The sequence below is a fragment of the Hymenobacter sp. BT559 genome (assembly GCF_016427535.1).
Classification (GTDB): domain Bacteria; phylum Bacteroidota; class Bacteroidia; order Cytophagales; family Hymenobacteraceae; genus Hymenobacter.
This window is the reverse complement of record NZ_JAELXV010000001.1, coordinates 122,603-149,584: the sequence shown is the minus strand read 5'-3', so window position 1 is coordinate 149,584 and position 26,982 is coordinate 122,603. Positions and strand designations below refer to the sequence as shown.

21 protein-coding genes are annotated in these 26,982 nt (G+C 57.5%); 7 read left to right on the top strand and 14 right to left on the bottom strand.

The annotated features are described in order from the left end of the window. Positions 1–54: 54 nt before the first annotated feature. Complete coding sequence (locus JAO77_RS00670) at positions 55–3,078, top strand: PD-(D/E)XK nuclease family protein (protein WP_198988352.1); 3,024 nt, start codon at positions 55–57, stop codon at positions 3,076–3,078. A 239-nt stretch (positions 3,079–3,317) separates the two neighbouring features. Further along, the gene (locus JAO77_RS00665; protein ID WP_198988351.1) at positions 3,318–5,108 is read left to right on the top strand and encodes a chloride channel protein; all 1,791 of its coding nucleotides are present in this window, start codon (positions 3,318–3,320) and stop codon (positions 5,106–5,108) included. A 69-nt stretch (positions 5,109–5,177) separates the two neighbouring features. On the opposite strand, the gene JAO77_RS00660 is transcribed toward JAO77_RS00665, so the two are convergent. Beyond that, the gene (locus JAO77_RS00660) at positions 5,178–6,380 is read right to left on the bottom strand and encodes a cation:proton antiporter (RefSeq protein WP_144850983.1); all 1,203 of its coding nucleotides are present in this window, start codon (positions 6,378–6,380) and stop codon (positions 5,178–5,180) included. A 148-nt stretch (positions 6,381–6,528) separates the two neighbouring features. Between JAO77_RS00660 and JAO77_RS00655 the strand changes: the two genes are divergently transcribed. Continuing rightward, the gene (locus tag JAO77_RS00655; RefSeq protein ID WP_198988350.1) at positions 6,529–7,743 is read left to right on the top strand and encodes a BaiN/RdsA family NAD(P)/FAD-dependent oxidoreductase; all 1,215 of its coding nucleotides are present in this window, start codon (positions 6,529–6,531) and stop codon (positions 7,741–7,743) included. A 42-nt stretch (positions 7,744–7,785) separates the two neighbouring features. Here JAO77_RS00655 and JAO77_RS00650 read toward each other — a convergent pair whose 3' ends face one another. Continuing rightward, a complete protein-coding gene (locus JAO77_RS00650; RefSeq protein WP_198988349.1) occupies positions 7,786–8,037 on the bottom strand; it encodes an ATP synthase subunit B family protein in 252 nt (83 codons plus the stop codon). Positions 8,038–8,195: 158 nt separating this feature from the next. On the opposite strand from JAO77_RS00650, the gene JAO77_RS00645 reads away from it, so the two are divergent. Next, the gene (locus JAO77_RS00645) at positions 8,196–9,719 is read left to right on the top strand and encodes a diadenylate cyclase (protein ID WP_198988348.1); all 1,524 of its coding nucleotides are present in this window, start codon (positions 8,196–8,198) and stop codon (positions 9,717–9,719) included. Between the two features lie 198 nt (positions 9,720–9,917). Further along, the gene (locus JAO77_RS00640) at positions 9,918–10,763 is read left to right on the top strand and encodes an N-acetylglucosamine kinase (RefSeq protein ID WP_198988347.1); all 846 of its coding nucleotides are present in this window, start codon (positions 9,918–9,920) and stop codon (positions 10,761–10,763) included. A gap of 61 nt (positions 10,764–10,824) precedes the next feature. On the opposite strand, the gene JAO77_RS00635 is transcribed toward JAO77_RS00640, so the two are convergent. The 12 genes from JAO77_RS00635 to JAO77_RS00580 form a co-directional block, all read right to left on the bottom strand. Then, positions 10,825–12,219 carry an ABC transporter permease gene (locus JAO77_RS00635; RefSeq protein ID WP_198988346.1) on the bottom strand — a complete coding sequence of 465 codons (1,395 nt, stop codon included), beginning with the start codon at positions 12,217–12,219 and terminating at the stop codon, positions 10,825–10,827. 21 nt (positions 12,220–12,240) lie between these two features. Further along, positions 12,241–13,197: an ABC transporter ATP-binding protein gene (locus JAO77_RS00630; protein ID WP_198988345.1), complete on the bottom strand. Its 957-nt coding sequence runs from the start codon at positions 13,195–13,197 to the stop codon at positions 12,241–12,243. A 121-nt stretch (positions 13,198–13,318) separates the two neighbouring features. Further along, positions 13,319–13,957, bottom strand: a complete 639-nt coding sequence (locus JAO77_RS00625) for a hypothetical protein (RefSeq protein ID WP_198988344.1) — start codon at positions 13,955–13,957, stop codon at positions 13,319–13,321. Positions 13,958–13,978: 21 nt separating this feature from the next. Beyond that, positions 13,979–14,488 (bottom strand): RNA polymerase sigma factor, encoded by a 510-nt coding sequence (locus JAO77_RS00620; protein ID WP_198988343.1) that lies wholly within the window; start codon positions 14,486–14,488, stop codon positions 13,979–13,981. A 201-nt stretch (positions 14,489–14,689) separates the two neighbouring features. Then, the gene (gene dnaJ / locus JAO77_RS00615; RefSeq protein ID WP_198988342.1) at positions 14,690–15,832 is read right to left on the bottom strand and encodes a molecular chaperone DnaJ; all 1,143 of its coding nucleotides are present in this window, start codon (positions 15,830–15,832) and stop codon (positions 14,690–14,692) included. Positions 15,833–15,957: 125 nt separating this feature from the next. After that, on the bottom strand, positions 15,958–16,527 hold the full coding sequence (locus JAO77_RS00610; RefSeq protein WP_198988341.1) for a nucleotide exchange factor GrpE: 570 nt from the start codon (positions 16,525–16,527) through the stop codon (positions 15,958–15,960). A gap of 608 nt (positions 16,528–17,135) precedes the next feature. Then, positions 17,136–18,131, bottom strand: coding sequence for a GTPase ObgE (gene obgE / locus JAO77_RS00605; protein ID WP_198988340.1), 996 nt, complete (start codon positions 18,129–18,131; stop codon positions 17,136–17,138). Between the two features lie 158 nt (positions 18,132–18,289). After that, positions 18,290–18,913, bottom strand: a complete 624-nt coding sequence (locus JAO77_RS00600; protein WP_198988339.1) for an adenylate kinase — start codon at positions 18,911–18,913, stop codon at positions 18,290–18,292. 65 nt (positions 18,914–18,978) lie between these two features. After that, entirely contained in the window at positions 18,979–19,518 is a 540-nt protein-coding gene (locus JAO77_RS00595) for a phosphoribosyltransferase (RefSeq protein WP_198988338.1), read from the bottom strand. A gap of 353 nt (positions 19,519–19,871) precedes the next feature. After that, entirely contained in the window at positions 19,872–21,974 is a 2,103-nt protein-coding gene (locus JAO77_RS00590) for a sodium-translocating pyrophosphatase (protein WP_198988337.1), read from the bottom strand. Between the two features lie 111 nt (positions 21,975–22,085). Further along, complete coding sequence (locus tag JAO77_RS00585) at positions 22,086–23,096, bottom strand: glycosyltransferase family 2 protein (protein ID WP_198988336.1); 1,011 nt, start codon at positions 23,094–23,096, stop codon at positions 22,086–22,088. 136 nt (positions 23,097–23,232) lie between these two features. Then, positions 23,233–24,150 carry a M20/M25/M40 family metallo-hydrolase gene (locus tag JAO77_RS00580; RefSeq protein ID WP_198988335.1) on the bottom strand — a complete coding sequence of 306 codons (918 nt, stop codon included), beginning with the start codon at positions 24,148–24,150 and terminating at the stop codon, positions 23,233–23,235. 115 nt (positions 24,151–24,265) lie between these two features. On the opposite strand from JAO77_RS00580, the gene JAO77_RS00575 reads away from it, so the two are divergent. Next, positions 24,266–25,543 carry a tol-pal system protein YbgF gene (locus JAO77_RS00575; RefSeq protein ID WP_198988334.1) on the top strand — a complete coding sequence of 426 codons (1,278 nt, stop codon included), beginning with the start codon at positions 24,266–24,268 and terminating at the stop codon, positions 25,541–25,543. 11 nt (positions 25,544–25,554) lie between these two features. Further along, on the top strand, positions 25,555–26,904 hold the full coding sequence (locus JAO77_RS00570) for a hypothetical protein (protein ID WP_198988333.1): 1,350 nt from the start codon (positions 25,555–25,557) through the stop codon (positions 26,902–26,904). Positions 26,905–26,982: the final 78 nt, after the last annotated feature.

Genomic DNA, 26,982 nt, shown 5'->3' with positions numbered 1-26,982 from the left:
AGGTAGTGCGGGTGCTACCCAGGGCCCTGAAATACAGCCGTATCTTTGATGTATATGCACCCCTCTCCCCTAGTAGCCGCGCCGGTGTCGGCGCCGGTTTCTACCCGCACTTTCTTGGCTGAGGTGGCCCACGAGTTGCTGGCCACCTACGACGACGATACCCTGGCCGACCTGGTGGTCATTGTGCCCACGCGCCGCGCCGTGGTGTACCTCAAAAACGAGCTAGCCCTGGCCACGCCCGACGGGCAAGCCTTATGGGCACCGCGCATTGCGGCCATGGAAGACTACATGGTGGAGCGCGCCGGGGTGCAGGTAGAAGAGCCTATTGCCTTGCAGCTCTTGCTGTTTGACATTTTTCGGGGCATTGACCCCGACCTGAGCTTCGACCGCTTTGTGGGCTGGAGCGGGCTGCTGCTGCAAGACTTTTCGAACCTCGACCAGAACCTGGCCGATACGAAAGAGGTGTTTCAGTACCTCTCCGAGGCTAAGGCCTTGGAGCGCTGGGACCTCGACCCCGAGCGCGGTAAAACCGACGGGCTGATGCGATACTTCGGCTTTTGGGGCCAGCTAGCCCGCGTGTACCGCGAGCTTAAGCGGCGGCTAAAAGCCGACTACCTCGCCTACCCCGGCCTGGCCTACCGCGAGGCCACCAAGCGCCTGCAGGCAGAATTGCGCGACCCCGCCCGCCCGCTGCCTGCGCACCACGTATTTGTGGGCCTAGGGGGCCTCAGCAAGGCCGAGGAGAAGTTTATCAACCTGCTGCGCAAAGCCGGCCGGGCCGAGCTGCGCTTCGACGCCGACCCGTTTTACTTAGAGCAAGACTCGCCCAACCGGGCCGGCCAGCACCTACGCCGCTACTGGCAGAAGTGGGACTTGCCCCGCGACAGCTTCACCCTGCAAGAGCACCTGCGCGGCCGGCCCCACCACGTGCGCCTGCTAGGGGTGGCCAATGCCAGCATGCAGGGCAAGCTGGCCGGCCAGCTGCTGGCCGAAGCCCGCCAGCGCAACCCCGACGCCACCGTGGCCGTGGTGCTGCCCGACGAAACCCTGCTGCTGCCGGTGCTGCACGGCCTGCCGCCCGCCGAGGTAGTGCCCGATTTCAACGTGACGATGGGCCTGAGCTTCCAGAGCACGGCCTTGTTCAACCTCGTCGACTTGCTGTTTGAGGTGCACCTCACGGGTATCCGGGAGGGCGAGCCGGGCCGCGACTACGGCGTGCCCAAGTACCACCACCTAGCCGTGAGCAAGCTGCTGGCGCACCCGTTTTTGCGCCGCTATCAACAGTACTTGAATGAACAGGCAGAGGAGCCGCAGTACCACGGCCTGCTCGACCACATTTGCCAGCAAATAGTGAAGAAGCACCTTGTACTGCTGCCCGCTACCGAGCTGCTGCGGCTGGGCGAAGGGCACCCGCTCATCAAGGCGTTGTTCCAGACCTGGGACAATTGCGATAATATTATCGACGCCTGCTACACCATCATCAACCTGCTCAAGCAGGTGTATGAGCACGAGCACACCGCTATCGAGGCCGAGTACTTGTACTTGTTTTACACGATGATACGGCAGCTCCACTCGGCGTTCGACTGCCAGGAGCAGCGCCTGAGCGTACGCTCGTTTCGGCGTTTCCTCTACGAGCAGATGCGCAACACGCGCCTGCCCTTCGCGGGCGAACCGCTGGCCCAGGTGCAGGTGATGGGTTTGCTCGAAACGCGCGCGCTGGACTTCGACCACGTTATCATTTTAAGCTGCAATGAGAATGCGCTGCCCGCGCCCAAGCGGCAAAACTCGCTGTTTCCCTACGACGTGCTCACCGAGTTTAAGCTGCCTACCTACGCCGACGCCGAGGCTACGGCCGCCTACAACTTCTGGCGGCTGCTGCAGCGCGCCGGGCGCGTAGACCTAGTGCACGTGCTGCCCGGCGCCGAGGGCGTGCGCACCGGCGAGCGTAGCCGCTTTCTGCGGCAGCTAGAATTTGACCTGGCCGCCCAAAACCCAATGCTGACGCTGGAGGACCAGGTAGTGGAGGTACAGCCCGCTACGGATGCTTCCCCTGCTTTAGAAGAAAACAGCACCCTCACCAGCGAGCTATCTAACGACCTGGTGCTGCACAAAGACCCGGCCATGCTCGCCGCCCTGCGTGGCGTGCTCGAGCGTGGCTTGTCGCCTTCGGCCCTCAATGAATACCTGGCCTGCACACTCAAATTTTACTTTTCGCGCCTGGCCCGCTTTCAGGAAAATGAGGAGGTGGAAGAGGCCCTAGGGGCCGACGGCTTTGGCACGGTAGTGCACGACGCGCTAGAGCACCTGCTGAAGCCCTTCGAACTGCTGGGACGTGAGCTTACGGCCGATGACCTGCCCGACCTACTGCGCAAGGTGCCTGCCGAAGTAAATCGCCAGCTGCGCCAGGAAGAGTCTGACCGCCAGGCCCGCCCCGACGATGGCCTCAACCACGTGCTGGGCCAGGTGGCGGTGCGCCTCATCCGCAAGTACCTAGAGAGCCTGCCGGGCCAGCCGGGTGTACTGCCGCTGCGCATTGTGGCCCAGGAAACCGAGATGGCAGCCACGGTCTTTACTGATATTCCGGGTGAGGCCGAGCCGCTGCCCGTGCGCCTCTTTGGCCGGGCCGACCGCATTGATGCGCTGCCCGACGGCCGTCGCCGGGTGGTAGACTACAAAACTGGCCTCGTGGAGCAGCGCGAACTCAACCTGCGCGGCAAGTTGAAGCCCCTCAGCGCCGCCGAAACCGTAGAGCGTATGCTCACCGAAAGCTCGTCGGGCGCCGACAAGGTGCGTCAGCTCTGGCTCTACCGCTTTATGCTGGAAAGCGACGTGCGCCACCCCGCCCCGCCCGGCTCAGAGGCCGCAATTATGTCGCTGCGCAAGATTGACGAGGGCTTGCTCACGGCGCCGCTCGACTTCATCACCGAAGGCACCGGCGAGCCCGACTTTCTGCGGGCCAGCGCCGGGCTGGTGGCGCGGCTGGCGCGGCGCGTGCTTGACCCTACCGAGGACATCCGCAAAACCGACGACCTAGCAAAATGTGACTATTGCCCGTACAAAGGCATTTGCGCCCGGTAGGGTTTTTGCGCAAATCATGTAGCATTGCATAGCAGAACAATAAAGCAGCCCTCGCTAGGCGTTACCCCAGCGCCAGCGGGGGTTAGCCAATGCACTCAAAGCAGCTGTCTTATTGGTCGGCTACGCAGTGCCCCTAGGGTATCACTTAGGTTCATATGCGGCACTAGATGAGAGTAATTATCTGATAACAACCCCTTTTCTTATATCCACTAGGGCTTTACTGTTGAGCTCTTCCGCTTATGGCTCAAAAACGCATCTATCGCCTGCTCAATCCTTTCTTGCTGTGGCGGCTGCGCCACGTAAGCGAGCGGGTGTACGTGGTGTGGCTGGCGGTGCTGGTGGGTGTGCTGGCGGGCCTAGCGGCGGTGCTGCTCAAAACGATTATCCACTGGCAGCAGCACCGCTTGGCAGCAGCCGTGACCGAGCCCAACCGGGTATTTGCGCTGTCTATCTACCCAGTTATCGGCATCACGCTCACGGCGCTGGTGACTAAGTACTTGTTGGGCGGCAACCTAGGGCGGGGTATCGGGCCCATCATCTACAGCGCGGCTCGCGAAAATGCGGTAGTGCCGCGCTCTAAGCTGTATTCGCAGCTCGTCACAGCCTTCTTAACGGTATCGTTTGGGGGCTCGGCGGGTACCGAGGCGCCCATTTCGGTGACGGGGGCCGCCATTGGCTCCAATGCGGCGCGGGTGCTGCGGGCGGGGCGGCGGCGGCGGCGCCTGCTCACGGGCTGCGGCGCGGCGGCGGGCGTGGCGGCCATCTTCAACGCCCCCATAGCCGGCGTACTATTTGCGGTTGAGGCCATTTTGCTGGAGCTGCCGGCGCAGTACTTTATTCCGCTGCTCATTTCGTCGGCTACCGCCACGGTGGTATCGAAGGCGCTCTACGCAGGGCAGCCATTTACGCTGATTACCAATTCGTGGGTGCTGAATACGGTGCCCTTCTACGCGCTCCTAGGTCCGATTACGGCGCTGTTTTCGGTGTACATGATTCGCACTTACCACTGGTTCGACCACTTTGTGGAGCGCTGGCCGGGCTTGCGCTGGCAGAAGGTACTGGCGGGCGGCGCGGCGCTGGGGCTACTCATTTTTCTGTTTCCGCCGCTCTACGGCGAGGGCTACACCACGGTGGTGCAAAAGCTACTCGACGGCCACGCCCAAGACCTCACCGATGACAGCCTGTTTTCGGTGTATGGCGACAATAACGTGTGGTGGCTGCTGGTGCTGGTCTTTTTCACAATGATGATGAAGGTGGTGGCCACCAGCATCACGGTGGGCGCGGGCGGCAACGGCGGCATGTTTGGCTCGTCGCTGGTGGCAGGGGCCCTGTGCGGATTCTTGTTTGCGCGGCTGGTCAACCTCACCGGGCTGGTAGCCTTGCCCGAGGTGCACTTTGTGGTGCTGGGCATGGCGGGCGTGCTGGCGGGTGTGGTGCACGCGCCGCTCACGGCCATCTTCTTGATTGCCGAAATCACGGGCGGCTACGCGCTCTTTGTGCCCCTGATGCTCGTCACGAGCTTCTCCTACCTCATTACCAAGCACTTCGAACCCTACTCGGTATACACCCGCAAGCTGACGCTGAAGGGCGTGGACGTATACGCCAACCGCGACCAAGACCTGCTCTCTCGCCTTGACCTGCACCGCCTTATCGACACCAATTTCCAGCCCCTGCGCCCGGGTGCTACCCTAGGTGAGTTGGTTGAAGTATTTCGCCACGCCCACCGCGACGTGTTTCCGGTGGTAGGCAAGAGCGGGCTGCTGCGCGGCATCATTACCCTCGACATGGTGCGCGACACGCTCTTCGACGGCGCCCACTACACCACCACCCGAGTCCGCGAGCTGATGCAGCCGCCCCCCGCACTCATCCACCCTGCCGACACCGCCGAGCACGCGCTGGCGCTGCTAGAGCGCACCGCTACCTCCGCCCTGCCCGTGTGCGACACCGATGGCCTTTACCTGGGCTTTATTACCAAGAATGTCATCCTAGCCCGCTACCGCCGCGAGCTCATCGAGGAAGGACAGGCATAATGGTTAACTATTGCTAGGGCGAGCTTAGCGTAGCGTAACTCACCCCAGCGCGACAGGCTTAATAAACCGCTAAAACTCTATCGCGGCAGTGGGGCGCTGGTGGCTGATAATGAGGCCAACCATCATCAGCAAGCTAGTGAGCAGAATGACGACGAACAAAATGCTTTCGCTAACGTCGCCGAGCAGGTGCTGGGTCGGAATGCTGTAGAACAGCAACACCGTAATCAGTCCCTTGGGCGCAATGAACAGCTCGGGTATCAAATCGGTGTGGGCCACAAAGCGCAGGTAGAGGTAGCGAATGCCCGTGAGCACAGCCACTATCAGCACACCCTGGCCGAGCAACTGCCAGCTGATGAGGTTGGCCAGGGTAATAGAATAGCCGAAGAGCAGAAAGAAGAACGTGCGAATCAGAAACGCCGACTCGGCGGTGATGCTCTTGAGCTGGTGCAGGTCGGGGGCCAGCGCTTCGGTGCTAATGCCCTGCCAGCCGGTGCGCCGACGCACCCAATTCAGTAGCAGGTCGGCGTTGTTGACGGCCAGTCCAAAGGCCAGCACGAGCAGCAGCGACGACAAGTGCAGCTTTTTGGCGAGGCTGTAGATGAGAATCAAAAACGAGAACAGCAGGAAAAACTTGACGTGCTCGCGCAGCCGCGCCAGCAGGAAGCCCAGCACCAGCGTGCTCAGCACGGCCACCACTATTATGAGCACCACGCCGCGCCCGAAAGTGACCAGCGAGTGCCCCTGCGCAAAATCCTCTTGGTCAACAAAATTGAAAAGCATGATACCTAGGATGTCCGAAAACGTACTTTCGTACACAATAAACTCCTGCTTTTCGCCCGAGAGATTGGCCACGCTCGGGATGGCGATGGCGCTGCTGATAACCACCAGCGGCACGGCATTGAGCAGGCAGGTTTGCCACGGGGCACCTAGCCACAGGTGCAGCAGCGTGCCAATGGCGGCGGCCTGCCCCATCAGCATCACGGCCGCCGCCAGAAAGGAGCGCCGCACCAGCGGCACCTTGTCGCGGCTCAGGCGCAGGTCGAGAGCGCCCTCTAGCACTATCATGATGAGGCCGATAATACCAAATATTTCGAGCAGTGTTTTGGGCACCAAAAAATTGATATTCTGGTAGTCGGCCCACTGCCGCAGCCCGATGCCCGTGAGCAGCAGCAGCAGGACCGATGGAACCCGTGTAGCCCGCGAAGCGAGGTTGAATACGTAAGAAAGGATGACGGCCAAGCTTAGGCCAATCAGGATGCTGTAAGAACTCATAGAGCTCAAGTTACGCGGCCCACGCCGCGCCGTTGCCCGACCTTTGTGGGGCATGCCCGTTTGCAGGCCGCTAGCCATGGGTAGTGCACCGCGGGCACCCCGAGGCATTTTACGCTCATTTATCGCTAGCAATCAATATATTACTTCTATGAGCAGCCCCTCTACTACATCGGCGCCGCTGGTCGTTATTGTGGGGGGCGGGCCAGCGGGCTTACTAGCCGCTCAGCACCTAGCCGAAGCGGGCTTGCGCGTGCAGGTGTTTGAGCAGAAGGCCACCGTAGGGCGCAAGTTTCTGGTGGCCGGTCACGGCGGCTTTAACCTCACCAATGGCGAGGACATAGCGCCTTTTGCGCAGCGCTACGGCGCAGCAGCGCCGTTTTTTGCGCGAGCCTTGGCGCACTTCTCGCCAGCCGCCCTGCGCCAGTGGGCCGCCGACCTAGGTATTGGCACCTTTGTAGGCACCAGCGGGCGTGTATTTCCCGATGCCCAGCACAAACCCGCCGACTTGTTGCGCGCCTGGCTGCGCCACCTGCAGAACCTAGGCGTGGAGCTCCGCACCCGCCACCACTGGCTGGGCTTCGTGGGCGAACGCGGCCTGCGCTTCCGCAACGAAGCCACCGGCGCAGAAGCTGTGGTAGAGCCCGCCGCCACCCTGCTGGCCCTAGGGGGTGCCAGTTGGCCCCAAACGGGCTCCGACGGCCACTGGACCAGTTTGCTGCGAGAAATTGGCGTGCCGTGCCAGCCCTTCGCGCCCGCCAACTGCGGAGCTGAGGTAACATGGTCAGCCTTTTTTAAGGAGAAGGTGGGGCGGGCACCCCTCAAAAACATTGCCCTCAGCTGTGGCGGCCACACGGTGCGCGGCGAAATTATGCTTACCGACTACGGCCTGGAGGGCACGCCCGTGTACGCACTTACGCCCCAGCTAAGGGCTGCGCTGGCGGCCGCCCCCCCTGCCTGGCTGCATCTCAACCTAAAACCCGACCTAAGCCCAGCCGATGTGCAGCGCCGCCTAGCGCGCCGCCGGACTGGTGAGTCGCTGGCGTCTTTCCTAGGTAGCGCGTTCAGCCTCAAAGCGCCAGTGCCGACGCTGCTGCGCGAAGTGCAGGCCCCAGCTGACCTAAGCGCGGCGCTCACGGCGCTACCTATCCCGGTAGTGGGCCTGCGCTCGCTGGCCGAGGCTATCTCATCGGCGGGCGGCATTCCCTTTTCGGAAGTAGATGAAAACCTAATGCTGCGCCGCCGCCTTGGCACTTACGTGGCCGGCGAAATGCTCGACTGGGAAGCCCCCACAGGTGGTTACCTGCTGCAGGGCTGTTTTAGCACCGGCGCCTGGGCCGCACGGGCCATTATCAAAGAGCAGTGAGCAATGAACATACACATCATTCGGTCTGCTCATTGTTCATTACTAATTACTCACTGCTTTTTCTTCGGCCTCTTTCAGTATCTGGCGGGCCTCGCCGAGCAGGCGGCGGCCGGGGTCTAGCTCATCGCGGGCAATAAGGGCAAACAGCAGCAGAAACGACACGATAGGTAGCAGCCAACCCAGCGCAAACCACACCCAGAACGAGCGGCCCCGCGAAGCGGCGCAGTAGCCCGTCATGATTGGAATAAAAGAAATGGCCACCACCATGACCAGGAGCATGTCGACAAAGAGCATAAGCTGAGCAGGATGGGGGTAAGAAATCAGTTGCCCAGCCCGGCAACTGCTAGCCCGAAGATACGATTTTTTGCGCACTTTTGGTGCAAGAGGCCGCCGTCAGACTACTGTTTAGTCCAATTTTACGTAAGCGTACTACTTGGCTGCTATTCGGTACCATGACTGCTCCTCCACTGGCTCCTCCTCCGGCTCGCCCCACCGTCTCTTTTCTGCCCCCTATGTGGGAACACCAAAGTTTGTTTCGCGTTTCGGCTCAGCTCTTTGCCGAAGGTATTTTCAATTTGCTCGACCGCAACTTGCGGCCAGAAGTCTTTTTGCTGGGCTTGGCTTCGGGCCGCGAAGAAGACGACCCGCATAGCGTGGTAGTAGAGCCGCCCACGCTGCGCTACGCGCCGCAAGATTTTATGGGCATCAAGACGCTGGCTGCGTCATTTGAGGCCGATGCTGGCCCGCGCGACAACGTGTACCACTTGCACCCGCAAGACCACGACCGCATGGAAAAGCAGCACTGGTACGAGCTGGTGTGCCGTGCCACCGAGCAAACGCTGCTCGAGCTGGTAGAAAGCCGCCAGGAAGCGCGCCGTTCATTTTGCTCCACCCCCCTCAGCCTCAATGGCTACTTGGTGGTGCTGGTGGTGCAGCTCGCCGCCGGGCCCTACAACGCCTACTATACCCTGCCGGGCAAGGCTACCTCTACGCGCCCAGCCTCGCTGCCCCATGCGGCCGTGCTCGAGTTTTTGCACGAGTGCACTCGCGCCCTACGCGAAGCCGACACTGCCGATAATGAGCAGCCAGTGCTCGACCGCGATTACAACGAAGTGCTGCGTGGGGCCGGGCGCCGCCTCATGCTACGCATCTCGCCGGGTAGCGCCCACGGTCTTTATGATGCCTGCCTAGGTATTGCGGCGCTGCGCCACGAGGGCGGCGAGGGTCAGGGTACCATGCTACTGGCTCGCCGCCAGCACGCGGCCATCGTGCCGGTGCTCACACTCGAAGCCCCCGTGCCCTTGCGTGACCACCGCTCTATCCGCAAGCTGCTGGAGCTCACCGAGGGGCGCACGGGCCTGGTTTCCGACGCGTCGCACGTGTTTGGCCTAGGGTACATGGTAGAGGAAGACGACGAAAAATACGAGCCGCTGGCCACCATTCAGTTTACCAACCACTACGGCTGGGAGCTGCGCCACGGCGGCCATACCCTCATGCGAGTGGTCAGTAATACGCCGCGCCTGCCCCAAAGCAAGGTGCAGGCCGACAACTTCGCTCGGGTGGCGCACCAGGTATTTCCTGACTTATCGACGGAGGAAATTTCCTTTCTGTGGGAGCTAGCCCTTGAAGCCTCCAACCAAAGCCACGGCACTATGCTCTGCATCAGCACCGGCGCCAAGCCCGAGGCCGAGCGCTTGCGTCGCCAGTGCTTCCGGGTGGTACCTAGGGTGATGACCACGCCCGTACTGCGCCAAGCCAGCAGTATCGACGGGGCAGTCCTCATCGAGCCCAACGGCACGTGCTACGCCATTGGGGTAATCCTCGACGGGCAAGCCACAGAAAAGGGTGACAGCAGCCGCGGCGCCCGCTACAACTCGGCCGTGCGCTACACTAGTTCGTCGCCCTACCCCTGCCTGGCCGTAGTGGTGAGCGAAGATGGCTGGATTGACTTGCTGCCTTCGGCGCTGCACGCCTAGTTTTTTCGAGCTGCCAGCAAAGCGCTAGCTGTTAGCTGCTAGCGCTTTGCTGGCAGCTATTTTTTTAAATAGCTAGTGTCCGCTAGCTAGCCGTTATTTTAGCGCCTTGTTCGCGCCGGCACCTAGCTGGCTGCACGGCAGATTTCCCCTCACCTAAAAGCTACTGGCCCCCCGCTACTAGCTAACAGTTCAAAAAACATGATACTCATTGCCGACGGCGGCTCTACCAAGACCAACTGGTGCCTACTCTCCGACGAGGGCCAGCGCGTGTACTTCAACACCCAGGGCTATAACCCTGATTTTGTGGACACGCCATTCATCACGGCTTCGCTCGATAAAGACCTGCCCGACGACATGAACCGCGCCGAGGTGCGCGAAATTTACTTCTACGGCGCCGGGGTGTCGAGCGAGGCTAAGGCCGAAACCATCGCCGCCGCCATGCGCCACACCTTCCCCAACGCCAACCGCGTGGAGGTGACCGAAGACCTGCTGGCCGCCGCTCGCGCCCTACTGGGCCGCAAGCCGGGCTTTGCTGCCATCCTGGGTACGGGCACCAACTCGTGCATCTACGACGGCGATAAAATCACGTACAATGTAGACTCGCTGGGCTATTTCCTGGGCGACGAAGGCAGCGGCTCGTTCTTGGGCAAGCGCCTGCTGCGCGACTACCTGCGTGGCTCGCTGCCCGACGGCCTAGGCGAAGCCCTTAAGTCGGAATACCACCTAGGCTCGCGCAACGATATCATCGACCAGCTCTACAACAAGCCGCTACCCAACCGCTACCTGGCCAGCTTCGCCAAGTTTGCCTACGACCACAACAACGTAAGCTATTGCCGCCAAATCGTGGTGGAGGCCTTCGAAGCCTTCTTCCAGAACATTGTGCTGCACTACCCCAACTACCAAGACTATACCTTCAACTGCATTGGCTCGGTGGGCTACAACTTCCGCGACGCCCTCACGCAGGTGGCCAACAGCCACGGCATGCAGGTCGGTAAAATCATTCGTTCGCCTATCGACGACCTCGTGAGCTACCACGAAAGCTAGGACGCTAGCTACAAAAAAAGCCCGGCCGCTCGCGCAGCCGGGCTTTTTTATTGCCTAGGTATTACCCCTTGTAAAACATCCATTTCGATAGCTCCTTGTACGTCACTTTTTTGCCGTACATCAGGATGCCTACCCGGTAGATGCGCGCGGCCACCCATGTAGTGCCAATGAAGCCCAGCACCAGCAGCGTGCCCGACAGCGCCAGTTGCCACGCCGGCACACCGAAGGGCAGACGCATCACCATGGCAATGGGTGAGGTTAGTGGAATCATAGATAACCAGAAAGCCAGTGGACCATTGGGGTCGCCATTGATAATAACGCTGATGCTCACGACATAGCTCAGAATGAGCGGTATCGTTACTGGGAACATGAATTGTTGGGCATCGGTCTGGTCATCTACAGCTGAGCCGATAGCCGCAAACAGCGACGAGTACAGCAGATACCCTCCCAGGAAGAAGAACATAAACCCGCCCAGAATGCTACCAATGGGCAGTCCCCCAAGTACGCTCCAGATACCGAGCGATTGGCCGGGCCGGGGAGCTTCGCCCAATGTCTCCGAACTGCTGGGGGTGGCGGCCGGGCTGGTGACCACGGCGGTAGTGCCGGTAGCCGGCGTGGCGGTGGCGCTGCTAGCAACTGGGGCGGCGGCCGTGGCAGTTGGCTTATCGGCCTTTAGCAGCAAGGGCGCGACTACTGTAGTAATACCCCAGGATAGCACCAGCCATAGGGCAAACTGCGTGAGTACTACGCCAGCGATACCCAAAATCTTGCCCATCATGAGCTGAAAGGGCTTCACTGACGAAATCATGACTTCCATAATGCGGTTCGACTTCTCTTCGCTAACGCCGCGCATTACCTGCACGCCGTAGATGAAGATGAACATGTATACCAGGATGGACAGCGCGTAGGCGATGGCAGTGGTAGTGCCCGCGTCGTTGCGCTTGCCACCCACCTCATCGAGGTTGATGGCCGCCAGTTCCACTTTGGCTTGCAGGTCGTCGATGGTTTCCTGCCGGATGCCCGAGCGGGCCATCTTCAACTCGCTTACGGCCTTGGTCACAGCCTTGCGGATATTGAGCTGCCGCTTGAGAGCCACGTTGCCCTTACCCATCACCTGGATGCCCTGGGTATTATCAAGCGTAAAGTCGGCCGGAATATCGAGCAGCGCTTCTTGCCTTGGCTTAGCTTTTTCAAAGGCCGCCTGGGCGGCTGCCAACGAGCCAGGCGCGGCGGGCACAAAGTGCAATTCGTCGGTGTCCTGTAAGCGCGCAAGCAGGTTCAAGCTGCTTTGGTCGTGCACGGCCACCACATCGGCCTCCGAGGAAGAGCTGAATTTCGCAATGCCTACCGTGGTAAGCGCTATTAGCAGCGGGGCCAGCAGCGAAATCACCAGAAAGCTTTTTTTGCGCACGCGGGTGATGTATTCGCGCTGAATAATGAGCCAAATTTTATTCATAATAAAGAGGCAGCGCCCCGATTAAGCAGTGACGTTTTCGACCAGACTTCCCGGCATGGTTTCGCCCACGCGGCGAATAAAAATTTCGTTGATGCTCGGAATTCGCTCGCGGAAGGCGTGCACCTGCACCTGCCCAATGAGGAACCGCAGCAAGTCGTTGGGCGTGGTGCCGGCGTGTAGCTGCACGCGAGCATAGAAGTGGCCGTTTTCCCGTTCTTTCTGCTCTATCACCTCAAAGTCGGGGTGCATCAGTAGCAAGCGGCCCTGCCCTTCCACCTCATAGGTGTTAGTTTTAAACTGGTTTTTAATGGTGGTTACCGGCCCATCGAGCACCTTGCGCGACTTATTAATGAGCGCAATGCTATCGCACAGTTCCTCAACCGACTCCATGCGGTGGGTTGAGAAAATAATAGTTGCACCTTGGTCGCGCAGAGCCAGAATCTCGTCTTTAATAAGATTGGCATTAATGGGGTCGAAGCCCGAAAATGGCTCGTCCAGTATTATCAGCTTGGGCTCGTGCAGCACCGTGGCGATGAATTGCACTTTTTGTTGCATGCCTTTGCTGAGGTCTTCCACATTTTTCTCCGCCCATGGTTTCAGTTCCAAGCGGTCGAGCCACTTTTTGATGCGCTGCAAGGCATCAGCGCGGCTGAGGTCGCGGAGCTGGGCCAGGTACAGCAATTGCTCACCCACTTTCATCTTCTTGTAGAGGCCGCGCTCTTCGGGCAAATAGCCAATAGCCCCGATGTGGCTCGGATTCAGCTTCTCGCCCCGAAAAAACACCTCGCCTGAGTCAGCGCCGGTTATCTGGGTGATAATGCGGATGAGCGAGGTTTTGCCAGCGCCGTTGGGCCCGAGCAGGCCAAAAATGCTTTGCTCGGGCACGGCCAGGCTTACACCATCGAGGGCGGTGTGCGCGGCGTACTGCTTGCGCACATTGCGCACCTCCAAGATGGGCGCAGTGGTAGAGTGTGGCATGAGAAAAAAGGAAATAAGAATAACGTGGGGTAAAAGTAGCAGCCTAGGGCAGTGAGCCGCAATCGGCAGGCGCCAAGCGGTAGCAGCCGGCCCTCAACCAGCAAAAAACGCTTCTGAACGGTTAGTGACTTTCTGCTACCCTAGGACCTGCTTCCTCGTCCAGTTCGCGTAGTTGGCCCTCGAGCCGGTCGAGGTGCTGGCCATAAAGGCGCTGCAAGTACCAATGGGTACCCTGGGCCACCGGCCAATAAATCAGTACACTCATAAGCAGCAAACCGGCCATTATGATACTGACTTTAAAAGTCGTTACGGGCCCACGCATCGTGGTCAGCACCATTACCATATTCAGGAGCATGGTTACTGGAATCATGGCCAGCGTAAGGCGATAATAGAATTTGATGAGTGCACGCAGCCCCTGCGTAATATGCAGCAAATGGCCTCGTAGGTCATCATCTGGGTTATCCATCTTGCGCAGCAGCCCCAGCTTACGGTAGAAATAGCCGATACACACTACTGCGAGCAGCGCCAGCAGCCCCCCAAATAGTCTTACCCACAGCATAGGCGCCCAGCCGGCTACCGCTACGGCCACCGGCAGTATGGCATAGTTTATAGCCAACTCAAGCCGGGCATTACGGCGCAGCTTGACCAAAATACTGCTCGACTGCTGAGCTAGTAGCTGCGCCAGGGCTGCTTTATTGAACGCGGCCGGTACCGTCGGCTCGGGCTGCTGCCACTGGCGGCGCAGGTCATCAAGTTCCATAGTCAAATCGCGGTTAGAGAATTAATGAGGCACAAGTAGCTTGCGCAGCTTCTCTTGTACCCGGTGCATTTTCACACGTACATTATTCTGAGTAATACCTAGGATGTCAGCCATTTCGTCATAAGGCCGGTCTTCCAGATAAAGCAGCACGAAGGCTTTGTCCACGTCGGAGAGCCGATTGATGGCCACGTAGAGCGCAGCCATTTCTTCGGGCTCGTAGGCGCTAGTTTCGGTGGCCTGGGCCAGGTAGCGGGCCGCGTCGTCTTCGAGCCCCACCACGGCGGGGCGACGGGTGCGCTGCCGCAGGTTAGAAATGGCTACGTTCAGGGCAATGCGGTAGAGCCAGGTGCTGAGCTTAGCATCGGGCTGCGGCACGTAGCGCGGCCACGCGCGCCACAGCTGCAGCACTATCTCCTGAAACAAGTCCTGCCGGTCGTCGGCGTCTTGACAATAGAGCCGGCACACACGGCGCACCAGTGGCTGGTACTCGTGCAAGGCAGCCAAAAAATCGGCAGACGGGACAGCGCTCATGCGGGGTAAAGGTTTCGGCAAAGTAATCGTCCAAGCCCGCGGTGCATTACACCTCCCTACCGGGTATTTTCTTGCTTAATCAGATTTTGAGAGCGACTGCTACTAGCGCCTGCCCTGCCAAGCACAAAAAGCCCCGCTTAGCCAGTGGCCAAGCGGGGCTTTTTATTTCAAAACCGCTGACGTATTTCGCTAAGTCGCTGGTTATTGAAAGTATTCTTTTACCTTCTCGAAGAAGCCTTTCTCATTCTTGCCCGGGTGCGGCGTGAAGTTGTCCGAATCACGCAGCTTCTCCAATAGCTCGCGCTCCTGGCTGCTCACGTTCTTGGGCGTCCACACATTGAGATGAATCAGTTGGTCGCCGCGGCCGTAGCCGTTCAGGTCCTTGATGCCTTTGCCGCGCAGGCGCAGAATCTTGCCAGGCTGGGTACCTGCATCGACCTTGATTTTCACCTTGCCTTCGATGGTGGGCACCTCCAGGCTGGCACCTAGGGCCGCATCCACGAAGCTGATGTACTGCTCAAACATGATGTTGTTGCCATCGCGCTTGAGGAATTCATGCGGCTCTTCCTCAATCTGAATGAGCAGGTCGCCAGGCACACCACCACGCTCGGGGTAATTGCCTTTGCCGCTCATGCTCAGCTGCATATCGTTGGCTACGCCCGCCGGAATGTTAATCGGAATTACTTCCTCATTCAGCTGGCGGCCTTCACCCTTGCACACATCGCAGGTCGTTGAGATGGTTTTGCCTTCGCCGTGGCAGGTGGGGCAGGTGTTGGCGCTCACCATCTGGCCGAGCATCGTGTTCACTACCTTCTTTACCTGGCCCTGACCCTGGCAAGTAGCGCAGGTTTTGAGCTCAGTGCCGTTTTTGGCGCCGGTGCCGCTGCACGGCGAGCACGCCACATAGCGCTTCACCTTGATTTTCTTTTCTACGCCATTGGCAACCTCTTCTAGGTCAAGTTTGAGCTTAATGCGCAGATTAGAGCCCTTCTTCACGCGGCGGCCGCCACGCTGCCCACCGCCCCCAAAGAAGCTATCGAAGCCCCCGCCGCCGAAAATATCGCCGAACTGCGAGAAGATATCCTCCATATTGGGGCCGCCACCGCTGGCACCGCCCATGCCCTGGTGGCCAAAGCGGTCGTAGCGCGCCCGCTTATCGGCATCAGAGAGCACTTCGTAGGCCTCAGCAGCTTCCTTAAACTTATCCTCGGCCGTAGGGTCGTCGGGGTTCTTATCCGGGTGGTACTTGATAGCCATCTTGCGGTAGGCCGACTTAATTACGTCGCCTTCCGCATTTTTTGCCACCCCTAATACTTCGTAATAATCGCGCTTTACGGTTGCCATTGTAGTATCAAAAAACGTCTGTCATGCTGGTTTGCAAAGCCTTTCAGCTGCTAGCAAACGTTAAAGATAACACGTTAGCTAGCCAGCCCGGATGCCTCCCAAGCCCAGCATGACAGAATAATTACTTACTGACCTAAAATCACTTTAGCGTGGCGAATTACTTTATCGCCCAGGTAGTAGCCTTTCTCAATCTCGTCAACAATCTTGCCGCGCAAATCGTCGCTTGGCGCCGGAATTTGCGTGATGGCTTCGTGCAGCTCGGCGTCAAAGTCGCCGCCTTTGGCATTCATCGGGGCTAGGCCCTTCTGCTCTAGGGTCTTGTTGAGCTTGTTATACGTGATATCAAGCGCGTTTTGCAAGGCGGCTGGGTCGGCAACGCCTTGGGTGTGCTGGCGGGCGCGGTCGAAGTCGTCGAGCACCGGCAGCAGGGCTACCATCAGTTCCTGGTTAGCGGTCTTGAACAGGTCGGTACGCTCTTTAGCAGTGCGGCGCTTGTAGTTTTCAAACTCAGCTGCTAGGCGCAGGTACTTGTCCTTTAGGTCGGCCAGTTCAGCATCTGCGCGGCTAGCACCTTGCGCAGCACCAGCTTCGGAAGCGGTGGCATCGGTAGTGAGGTCTTGCTCACCGGCGGCGTGCTCGGCGGGGCTGTCAGTCAGGGGCTGGTCGTCGGGGTTCATATGTTTATCGTCAGTCATTTTCTGGAAAAAATGGCGGAATCGGCTAGAGAAGGGAGTTGCCATAGGGGCGGCTGGTCAGGCGCAAGTAGTTTGCCAAAGCGAAGGAGAGTGACAAGTTGGCACTCCAAGGAGTTTTACCGTTTGCAAGATGTCTTGTCGAATCTATACCTTGTGTCTACTCTTGTAAGTACTAGCTTTTATGCAAGTGGATAGATATCCCCGTTGGTTTCAGAAAATACCTACTACCTATTGGCCTTCTTATCCAAGCAAGTCTGGCTCACAACTCTATGCTAGTATAGGCCTAGGGTACATTCTGCTACTACTTGCCTTCCTTTTGTGGGAATGGCTTGCAATTGGCATTTTGGCCGTACCTAGCATAATAGAAGACTATCATTTTGGCTCTGCGGCTATGCTTGGCGAAGGCGGCCCGCACTACTCTTCGGCGGAGCTGTATGCCCACACTGCTTTAAAGAATGCTCTATTTCCTGTACTTCCACTAGCTATCCTTTTTGTACTAGCGGTCATAAAGAATAACATCTTTTACCAAACACTTGCTTGGATATCGTTGCTAACGACACTTATGATTAGCATCTTAGGAAACTAAGCTGTCGAAGCTCAATAAGCTATTACTCGTGCAACGACTTCCAAATCATATCCTTGAGCCGCTGGATATTCTTGTTCGTAAGACTGGAAATGAAGACAGTGGGCGGCATATCGGCGGGCAACGAGGCCAATAGCTCAGCTTCCAGCTCGTCGTCAAGCATGTCCGACTTTGTAATAGCCAGCAGGCGCTTTTTGTCCAATAGTTCGGGGTTGTGTTGCTCCAGCTCATTCAGCAGCACGCGGTACTCGGCGGCCACGTCGAGACTATCGCAACTTATCATAAAGAGCAGCATGGAGTTGCGCTCGATGTGGCGCAGAAAGCGGGTACCTAGGCCCTTACCTTCAGCCGCGCCCTCAATAATTCCCGGAATATCAGCCATCACAAACGACTGATAATCACGATACGCCACCACACCTAGGTTAGGCACCAGCGTTGTAAAAGCGTAGTCCGCAATCTTGGGCTTGGCCGCCGATACTACTGACAGCAAAGTGCTCTTGCCCGCGTTGGGAAAGCCCACTAGGCCCACATCGGCCAGCAGCTTTAGCTCCAGAATCACCTGCTCCTCGATGGCGGGGCCGCCGGGCTGCGCATACTGCGGGGCCTGGTTGGTAGCCGACTTAAAGTGGTCGTTGCCTAGTCCGCCGCGCCCGCCGGGCGTGAGAATGAGTCGCTGGCCGTGCTCGGTTATTTCGAGCTTGACCTCGCCCGTCTCTGCGTCGCGCGCTACGGTACCTAGGGGCACCTGAATCACAATGTCTTCGCCCTGGGCGCCAGTACGCAGGTTTTCACCACCGCCTTCGCCATCCTGGGCAAAGAGGTGCTTGCGATATTGCAGGTGCAGCAGGGTCCAAAGCTGCGAGCTGCCTTCGAGGATGATGTGGCCACCACGGCCGCCGTCGCCGCCATCGGGGCCCCCATTGGGCAGGCCCTTTGCCCGGAAGAAGTGGTGCGAGCCTGCCCCGCCTTTGCCCGAGCGGCAGGTTATTTTAACGTAGTCGATGAAGTTGTTATTAGCCACTGAGGTAGGTCTGTAGTGATTAAAAAACTGTCATCCTGAGCCTGCGAAGGACCTTATTAAAGTCCGGGTCATTGGTACTACTACCCAACGATTCCAGCCGTAATAAGGTCCTTCGCAAGCTCAGGATGACAGACGGATTTTATAAAAAAGGGGCTGCCCTAGGCTTGCACCTCGCGCGTGGCTGCGGCCGGGGTTTCGGCATCAGCGGCCTTGTGCTGGTCGATGAGCGTGCAGATTTGTGTGTAGATAGCCTCAATCTCGCCGATGCCATTGAGGGCATGAAATTTTTGCTGGCCAGCGTAGTAGCCAGCTACTTGCGCAGTCTCGGTATTGTACACCTGCACCCGACGACGGATTTTAGTTTCGTCCTGGTCATCGATGCGGCCGCTGGTTTTGCCGCGCTCGAGCAAGCGCTTCACCAGTTCCTCCTCCCCCACTTCGAGGGCAATCATGCAGGCTACCTGGGTGTGGTGTTGGGTCAGCAGTTGGTCGAGGCTTTCGGCCTGAGCCACCGTGCGCGGAAAGCCGTCGAAGATGAAGCCCGCCGCCTGCTGGTTTTTACTCAACGCATTGCCAATCATACCGATTACCACTTCGTCGGGCACGAGCAGACCTTCGTCCATTAGCTGCTTGGCTTTCAGGCCAAGCTCGGTGCCTTCGGCAATCTGAGCCCGTAGCAGGTCGCCAGTGCTCAGGTGCACGAGGTTGTACTGGGCAATGAGCTTTTGGCTTTGCGTGCCTTTGCCCGCGCCGGGCGGGCCGAATAAAACAATGTTGAGCATACTAAAGAGTAATAAGGCAGGGGCTTAACCCGGAAGCCGAGAAGCCTGGCTATGTAAAAATAAGGCTACGCTGCCACGTACACGTCGGGCAGGTTGCGACCTAGGCCGTCGTAATCGAGGCCATAGCCCACCACAAAGTCATTGGGAATTTCCATCGCCATGTAGTTCAGCGTGAGCGGGTAGCGCAGGCTGGTTGGCTTGTAGAACATAGCGGCAATCTCAATGGAAGCCGGCTTGTTGGCTTCGAGCGTGGGCAGCAAGTGGTGCAGGGTGGTGCCTGTGTCCACAATGTCTTCGACCAGAATGATGTCACGGCCCTGCACATCTTCGCGCAGCCCCATGATTTCTTGTACCTGGCCGGTGCTACCCATGCCCTCGTACGAGGCCACGCGGATAAAGACAATCTCGCAGTCGCCGGTAAACCGCTTCATCAAATCGGCGGCAAACATGAACCCACCCGTGAGCACCACCACAAACAGGGGGCGGCGGCCGGCATAGTCGGCACTGAGGCGAGCGGCTACCTGGTCGATGGCCCCGGCGATTTCGGCGGCCGACAAATAAGGCCGAAAAGACTTGTCGTGAAGGGTAATAAGGGGATGACCCATGCGCTAAGAAGCGGCCCGAGCGGCCGTTTGGGCTGCAAAGATAACCGCAGATTCAAACGGATTTTTCGGATGGAACGGATACGCTTGCTGCACAAGCTGACTATCAGACCGTACAGTGGTAGGTGGCTTACCTTGTTTTGGTGTTGTTGGTTGACTTAATATCCAAAAGCAGAGCATTGCCAATAAGCCCGGCGGTGCCCCACATGCACCTGGCTAGCCAGGTGCATGTGGGGCATTTATTTCTCTACTTCTAAAGCATCTTACTTGGTAAGCATCCCACATGCGCCCGGATAGCCAGTCTGGCGCAGCCGGGCGTATCCGTTAAATCCGACAAATCCGTTTGAATCTGCGGTCTAGAGGTGTGGGGCAATGACCAGCGACACAATACTCATGAGCTTGATAAGAATATTCATGCTCGGGCCGCTAGTGTCTTTGAATGGGTCGCCTACAGTATCGCCCGTCACGGACGCTTTGTGCGCGTCGGAGCCCTTAAACTCCATTTTGCCATCGACCATAACGCCCTTCTCAAACGACTTTTTGGCATTGTCCCAGGCCCCGCCGGCGTTACTTTGAAACATAGCCATGAGCACGCCGCTCACCGTGACGCCGGCCAGCGTGCCACCTAGGACCTCGGCCCCAAACAAAAACCCAATGACAATGGGCGTCAGCAGGGCAATGGCCCCAGGCAGCACCATTTCCCGAATGGCTGCCTGCGTGCTGATGGCCACACACTTCTCGTACTCAGGCCGCCCGGTACCCTCCATAATACCCGGAATCTCGCGGAACTGCCGCCGCACTTCCTGCACCATGGCCATGGCCGCCCGGCCTACCGCCGAAATAGCCAGTGCAGAGAAGATAAACGGTATCATGGCCCCCACGAACAAGCCAGCCAGCACCCGGGCATTCGAGATATCGATAGTATCGATATGCGCCGTACCCATGAAAGCCGCGAACAGTGCCAGCGACGTGAGCGCCGCCGACGCAATAGCGAAGCCCTTGCCCGTGGCTGCCGTGGTGTTGCCCACCGCGTCGAGTACATCAGTGCGCTCGCGCACTTCTTTGGGCAGCTCACTCATCTCGGCGATGCCACCCGCATTGTCGGCAATGGGGCCGAAGGCGTCGATGGCGAGCTGCATGGCAGTGGTAGCCATCATGCCAGCCGCTGCGATGGCCACGCCGTAGAGGCCCGCTGCCTCGTAGCTCAGCACAATGCCCGCCGCCAGCACCAAGATGGGCAGCACTGTGCTTTCCATGCCCACCGCCAGTCCACCAATCACGGTGGTGGCGTGGCCGGTGCTGCTTTGCTGCACAATGCTCAGCACCGGGCGCTTGCCCATGGCAGTGTAATACTCGGTGATGATACTCATGAGCGTGCCCACCGCCAGCCCGACCAACACAGCATAAAAGACATGGTTAGCATCGAAAGTGAAGCCCCGCACCGTGATATCACCGGCTGGCAACAGCCACTTTATTAAAAAGAAAGAAAACACGGCCGATACTACCACCGAGGCATAGTTGCCGAAGTTGAGTGCCGCCTGCACATTACCGCCTTCCTTCACCCGCACTAGCAATATGCCCACCAGCGAGGCCACGATACCTAGGCCCGCCACTGCCATCGGCAGCAAGATGGGCGACAGCCCGCCAAATTGGTCGGGGCTGCCTAGGCGCACCTCGCGCCCCAGCACCATAGTGGCTAGAATGGTAGCCACGTAGGAGCCAAATAGGTCGGCGCCCATACCAGCCACATCGCCTACGTTGTCGCCCACGTTGTCAGCAATGGTGGCGGGGTTGCGGGGGTCGTCTTCTGGAATGCCCGCCTCTACTTTGCCCACTAGGTCGGCACCCACATCAGCCGCTTTGGTGTAGATACCGCCGCCCACGCGGGCGAAAAGCGCGATACTTTCGGCACCTAGGGAAAAGCCTGTGAGCACTTCGAGCGCTTTTTCCATCTCTACCCCGCCCGCCGTGCCGCGCAGCCGCACCACAAACAGCTGGTAGAACACGATAAACAAGGCTCCTAGGCCCAGCACGGCCAGCCCCGCCACGCCCATGCCCATTACCGAGCCACCTGCAAACGATACGTTTAGGGCCTGGCTCAGCGACGTACGCGCCGCTTGGGCCGTGCGCACGTTGGCCTTAGTGGCGATTTTCATCCCAATAAAGCCCGCCGTGGCTGAGAACACTGCCCCTATCAAGAAGGCAATAATGATGATGGGGCTGGATTTCTCGCCCGTAAAGCCTAGGTACCCTAGGAAGGCGGAGGCAATGAGCGCAAACAAAGCCAACACCTTATACTCAGCTTTGAGGAAGGCAATAGCCCCGTCGGCAATGTAGCCAGCGATGGTTTTCATGCGCGCATCGCCGGCGTCTTGGCGGGCCACCCAGCCCGCGCGCAGCCAGGTGTAAACGAGGGCCAACAGGCCCAGCAAGGGCACAGCGTAGAGAATGGCAGGCATAGACTGAACAGGTTGAGTGGGAAAAAGTTAGGGCGGTAAATGTAAGCGGATTTACTGCTTTCGCAACTGCCCCCGCCACCCTGCATTTTACAGCTCTTCCAGCCCCGGGCGCTACCTAGGGCCTATTTCAGGTGGCGTGGCCTCCTGGCTCCCGCGCTGCGTTGCTTCGGGCTGCATGTTGGTATCCGCAATCAGGTACAGCGGGCGCTGGCGCACATTGGCCGATAGCCGCCCAATGTACTCGCCGATGATGCCAATGGCAATTAGCTGCACCCCACCCAGAAACAAAATGCTTATCATAAGCGAAGCCCAGCCCGGTTGATAGTCGTGCGTGACAAATCGTGAATACAGCGTGTATAGCATAACCAGAAAGGCGATGCCCGACACCACAAACCCGCTGAGAGACGCCAGCTTAAGCGGAAAATCGGAGAAGGCCGTGATGCCGTCGATTGCTAGGCGCAGCATTTTACCGTAGGTGTAGCCTGTTTCGCCGCCGGCCCGCTGGGCGCGGTCATATTCTACGTAGGTTTGCCGAAAGCCAATCCAGGCTATTTGGCCGCGCAGAAACTTATTTTGCTCAGGCATGAGCTTCAAGGCTTCCACTACCTTGCGCGAGATGATGCGAAAATCGCCCGTATCAACCGGAATCTCTATATGGGTGATAGCAGCCAGCGTGCGATAAAACAGCTTGGCCGTCATCAGCTTCGCAGCATTTTCGCCGGGCCGCGACAAGCGCTTGGCGTATACGACGTCATAGCCCGCCAGCAGCTTGTCGTAGAGCTGCGGAATTAGCTCCGGTGGGTCTTGCAAGTCGGCATCAATGATAACTACGGCCGCTCCGGTACAATTGTCCAGACCTGCCGTGACGGCAATCTGATGGCCAAAATTGCGGCTCAGGTCGATGTAGCCCACGTGAGGGTCGCGATGGCTTAGCCCTTGCACCATTGGTAGTGTGCGGTCGCGCGAGCCATCATTAACAAACACAAACTGATAGCTTATGCCCATAGCATCGACCACTGCCTTTAGCCGCTGATATAGCGGCTCCACGTTGGCCTCCTCATTATAAAGCGGCACTACAATGGATAAATCGGGTGTAATCTGTCGCGTGGGGGCTGGTGCCATTGAGTATACGTTGGGGTGCGCCTGCTCCTTGCCAGCAGGGCATAAAGATTCAAAGATGGCGCAATTGGCTTCGTCACCACCTAGGATTTAAAAGTAGTTCTTGATTCGGCCGGGCAATCCATCCAGCCTAGCCTGCCTATAGCTCGCGCAGCAGCACTTGATACAGCTGCAGCATACTAGAAATGTCACGCTTATCGACCAGCTCATTGGGCGAGTGCACTTCGGCTTCGGGAGCGCCAACAAAGCACCAGTCCCAAGGCTGGTCGCTGCGTTGCAGCTCTTTGGCGTCGGAGCCACCCGCGCCTTCTACCTCCAACTGGTGCGCTACCCCACTGGCTTCGGCAATGCGCCGAATGCGCTCGACGTAGCTGCGGCGCGGAATAAGCGAGTCGCGCAGCGAAATAACGCAGCCCGCCCCTAGGTGCACACCCTCGGTCGCCCAAGTAATATCCGATATCAGTGCCTGCCGCACGCCATATGTCTCGTAGATGTAGCGAGCCAGGTAGGGCACCGAGCCGCCCCCGTGCTCTTCGCCGCATGAAAATGCGATAATGCCGCGCTCCAGCGTTTCGGCTAGCTGCAGGGCATTCCAGACACCTAGGCGGTTATCGAGGTAGCAGCTCTGCACGGTTGTGTCCGTTTCGCGAAAGTCGCAGGCAAAGGTGAGGCTAGTGCCGCGCTCAATGTCGCGGCTGAACTCATAGCCCAGGGCCTCGGTTTCCTTGTCAACTGTCAGTGTACACGCTATTTCACCTTGCGCATCTCGGCCGACCAACTGATAACCTGTTTCGACCTCTGGCCCGCCAATGGGCACCAATTCGCGCCCGTAGCGCACCGTGAAGCCAATGCTATCGAGGTGCGCAAATACGGCCGTGCGCGGCTGCCCAAACACCAGCAGCAGGCAGTCCTGGAAGCGGGCCTCGTCATGGATGACCTGCGGCGGGTGCTGCCACCTAGGGCTGTGCTCTCGCACGTAGGCCAGCAGAAAGCTGGTGAGCGGCGCTTCATCGCCCGAAGGGGCCGGTATCCGGCAAAGTGTTTGCAGCAAGTGCATCGGTATGTATAACCCTAAAAACCAATCAAAGCTAGGTTCGCCGCCGTACTTTCGCCTAGCCGCAGCCTGCTTTCCACCCCTGGCCCCGCGGCATTTTGTCGCTTCTCTTGTATTTATGCCTGCTCTGTTTCGGCTTTTGCGCCTGCTTTCGTTGCTGCTTCTGCTCGGCCCGGTCTTGCAAAGCCACGCCCAGCAAACGCCTGCCGACACCAACCGGCGGCAGGCCGCTGGCCAAACCCCAGCCATCCGCAACGTGGAGCTTAGCAATGTAGACGTGCTGCCCAACACCGATACCAAGGGCTGGCTGCTGCTCGACAAGGACATTCAGCTAGAGCTCGACGGAGCCGTGCAGAACCTCTACAATTTCAAATACGACAAGGCCGAAAAGCAATTTCGCTCGCTGCGTCGCCGCTACCCGCACCACCCTATGCCGTATTTTTTGCTGGGGCTGAGCACGTGGTGGAAAATTATGCCGACCAACTTTCAGACTAAGCAGTACGACAAGATATTCTACGCGTACATGGATACGGCTAATACCTACAGCGAGCAGCTAGCCAAAGCCGACCCCAAAAACTACGAAGCCTATTTTTTTCTGTCGGCCGCCAATGGCTTCGACGCCCGCCTCAACGCTGAGCGCCACAACTGGCGCAAGGCTACCGTCAGCAGCAAGCGCTCGCTCAATTATCTACAAAAAAGCCGCGAGGCCAACGGCCTAAGCCCCGAATTTTTGTTTGGCGAGGCGCTCTTCAATTACTACGCCGTCTGGATTCCCGAAAACTACCCGCTGCTGAAGCCCGTGCTTCTTTTCTTTCCTAAAGGAGATAAAAAGCTAGGGCTCGACCAGCTGCGCAACGTAGCCACAAATGGCTTCTACACCAGTGTCGAAGCCAAAGTATTCCTCATGCGCATCCTACACAATGAGGAGCACCAAACGGCGGCGGCCTTTCCTGTTGCTCAAGGCTTGGCCCGCAAGTACCCCGACAATGGTTACTTCGAGCGCTTCTACGCCTACCTGTGCTTTGACCAGGCACAGTTCACCGAGTGCGAACGCGTAAGCAAAGACATCCTGGATAAAATCAATACCGGCATGCCTGGCTACGAAGCCTCCAGCGGCCGCTATGCCAGCTACTTCCTAGGCTACCTCATGCAGTTCAAATACAAGGATTTGGCTAAAGCCAAAGACTTTTACCAGCGCTGCATCGTCTTTGCCGAAAGCAATGGCGAAACCGAGGGTGGCTTCTACCTCTTCGCCAACGCTAGCCTCGCCAAGCTCGCCGACCAAGCCAACGACAAAGAGGCCGCCCGCCGTTACTACGCCGTGGTAGCCGACAAGGCCGACCACAAATCAACGCAATACAAAGAAGCCAAAGCTTGGCTCAAGAAGCATAAGTAAAATTATTTCTTATGGAATTATCAGATTTATTTCTGGGGCCGCTCTATTTAGGTATTCTCTATGCTATCGCATTCGCAGTGCGGCCAGCAGTTACCAACAAGTTTACCCGGCCTTATTTTATACCAGCCCTCACACTCAAGTTTATAGGTGCAGTTAGTTTAGGCTTAATTTATCAGTTTTATTACGGAGGAGGAGATACCTTCAATTACTTATATCACGCTAAAATTATTGCTAGAGCTTTTAGCGATTCTTTCTCGACTGGCTTAAAATTACTTGTAGACAATGGTGATAGTAAAGACCCAGCCATCTTTCCTTATACGATAGGAATGTTTTGGCATCAGCCGCATTCAACAGAATATTTAGTTTCTCGTATTGCGGCGGCATTGGGATTAATATGTTTCAATAACTATACTGTTATTGCTTTAATGTTTACCGCTATCAGCTTTAGCGGTTTGTGGGCTTTGTACATGACAATGGCAAAAATCCGCCCGCACGTTTATAAAGAGCTGGCTTGGACGATTTTTTATGTTCCGTCTATGTTCTTTTGGGGCTCTGGCCTATTAAAGGATTCTTTATGCATTGGCGCTTTGGGATGGTTATTCTATGCTTTCTATCTAGGAACCATTCAAAAGCGCGCTTTAATGAAGAGCTTATTAATAGGATTTGCTGCTGCTTATGCGTTATATGCAATCAAAGTATATATTCTGCTTTGCTTTCTTCCATCTGCTCTACTATGGATTTTTAACGAGAACAATGCCCGTATCAAGAACCCAACACTAAGGCTACTTATTAAACCCGTTTTTTTTGCTATTGGGGGAGCAATTGCTTTTTACGCAGCTACTAATTTAACGAAGGGGGATGATAAGTACGCTCTTGACAAAATAGGCGAACGCAGTAAAATCACCGCTGACTATCTCTACGAAACAAGTCTTAAGCAGGAAGGTTCGGGATATTACTTGGGCGAACAAGATGGTACATTGGGCGGTATGCTTAAACTGGCTCCTCAAGCAATTGGCACTTCATTGTTTCGCCCTTTTATCTGGGAAGCGCATAATCCGGTTATGATGCTTTCCGCTTTAGAAGCTGCTTTTATTCTACTATTTACACTTCGTATATTCTGGCGTACCGGTGTATTCGCTACCTTATCAATTATCGGCCAAACGCCAGTGCTATTGATGTCCTTTATTTTTGCCTTGGTTTTTGCAGCTTCGGTTGGCATTACCAGTTCTAATTTTGGCACGCTGGTACGCTATAAAATTCCTTTAATTCCTTTTTACCTAGGAGCGCTTTTTATCCTGCAAAGTATCGTCACCGATAAGGTACGGGTGCGTCGACCACTACGGCAAGCAGCAACTACTTAGCCTTAAGCAACAGGCGGCCAATATACGCACCCTTTTCAGCAAGCAGGCGATTGAATAGTAACAGCTAGTAACGCGAGT

Bases quoted from the DNA above. Each gene is read 5' to 3' on its own strand.
- JAO77_RS00585 (WP_198988336.1), bottom strand. From the start codon at position 23,096: ATGGCACCAGCCCCCACGCGACAGATTACACCCGATTTATCCATTGTA.
- JAO77_RS00630 (WP_198988345.1), bottom strand. From the start codon at position 13,197: ATGCCACACTCTACCACTGCGCCCATCTTGGAGGTGCGCAATGTGCGC.
- JAO77_RS00650 (WP_198988349.1), bottom strand. From the start codon at position 8,037: ATGCTCTTTGTCGACATGCTCCTGGTCATGGTGGTGGCCATTTCTTTT.
- JAO77_RS00595 (WP_198988338.1), bottom strand. From the start codon at position 19,518: ATGGGTCATCCCCTTATTACCCTTCACGACAAGTCTTTTCGGCCTTAT.
- dnaJ (WP_198988342.1), bottom strand. From the start codon at position 15,832: ATGGCAACCGTAAAGCGCGATTATTACGAAGTATTAGGGGTGGCAAAA.
- JAO77_RS00640 (WP_198988347.1), top strand. From the start codon at position 9,918: ATGATACTCATTGCCGACGGCGGCTCTACCAAGACCAACTGGTGCCTA.
- JAO77_RS00575 (WP_198988334.1), top strand. From the start codon at position 24,266: ATGCCTGCTCTGTTTCGGCTTTTGCGCCTGCTTTCGTTGCTGCTTCTG.
- JAO77_RS00645 (WP_198988348.1), top strand. From the start codon at position 8,196: ATGACTGCTCCTCCACTGGCTCCTCCTCCGGCTCGCCCCACCGTCTCT.
- JAO77_RS00625 (WP_198988344.1), bottom strand. From the start codon at position 13,957: ATGGAACTTGATGACCTGCGCCGCCAGTGGCAGCAGCCCGAGCCGACG.
- JAO77_RS00590 (WP_198988337.1), bottom strand. From the start codon at position 21,974: ATGCCTGCCATTCTCTACGCTGTGCCCTTGCTGGGCCTGTTGGCCCTC.
- JAO77_RS00665 (WP_198988351.1), top strand. From the start codon at position 3,318: ATGGCTCAAAAACGCATCTATCGCCTGCTCAATCCTTTCTTGCTGTGG.
- JAO77_RS00635 (WP_198988346.1), bottom strand. From the start codon at position 12,219: ATGAATAAAATTTGGCTCATTATTCAGCGCGAATACATCACCCGCGTG.
- JAO77_RS00655 (WP_198988350.1), top strand. From the start codon at position 6,529: ATGAGCAGCCCCTCTACTACATCGGCGCCGCTGGTCGTTATTGTGGGG.
- JAO77_RS00670 (WP_198988352.1), top strand. From the start codon at position 55: ATGCACCCCTCTCCCCTAGTAGCCGCGCCGGTGTCGGCGCCGGTTTCT.
- JAO77_RS00660 (WP_144850983.1), bottom strand. From the start codon at position 6,380: ATGAGTTCTTACAGCATCCTGATTGGCCTAAGCTTGGCCGTCATCCTT.
- JAO77_RS00610 (WP_198988341.1), bottom strand. From the start codon at position 16,527: ATGACTGACGATAAACATATGAACCCCGACGACCAGCCCCTGACTGAC.
- JAO77_RS00620 (WP_198988343.1), bottom strand. From the start codon at position 14,488: ATGAGCGCTGTCCCGTCTGCCGATTTTTTGGCTGCCTTGCACGAGTAC.
- JAO77_RS00570 (WP_198988333.1), top strand. From the start codon at position 25,555: ATGGAATTATCAGATTTATTTCTGGGGCCGCTCTATTTAGGTATTCTC.
- JAO77_RS00580 (WP_198988335.1), bottom strand. From the start codon at position 24,150: ATGCACTTGCTGCAAACACTTTGCCGGATACCGGCCCCTTCGGGCGAT.
- JAO77_RS00600 (WP_198988339.1), bottom strand. From the start codon at position 18,913: ATGCTCAACATTGTTTTATTCGGCCCGCCCGGCGCGGGCAAAGGCACG.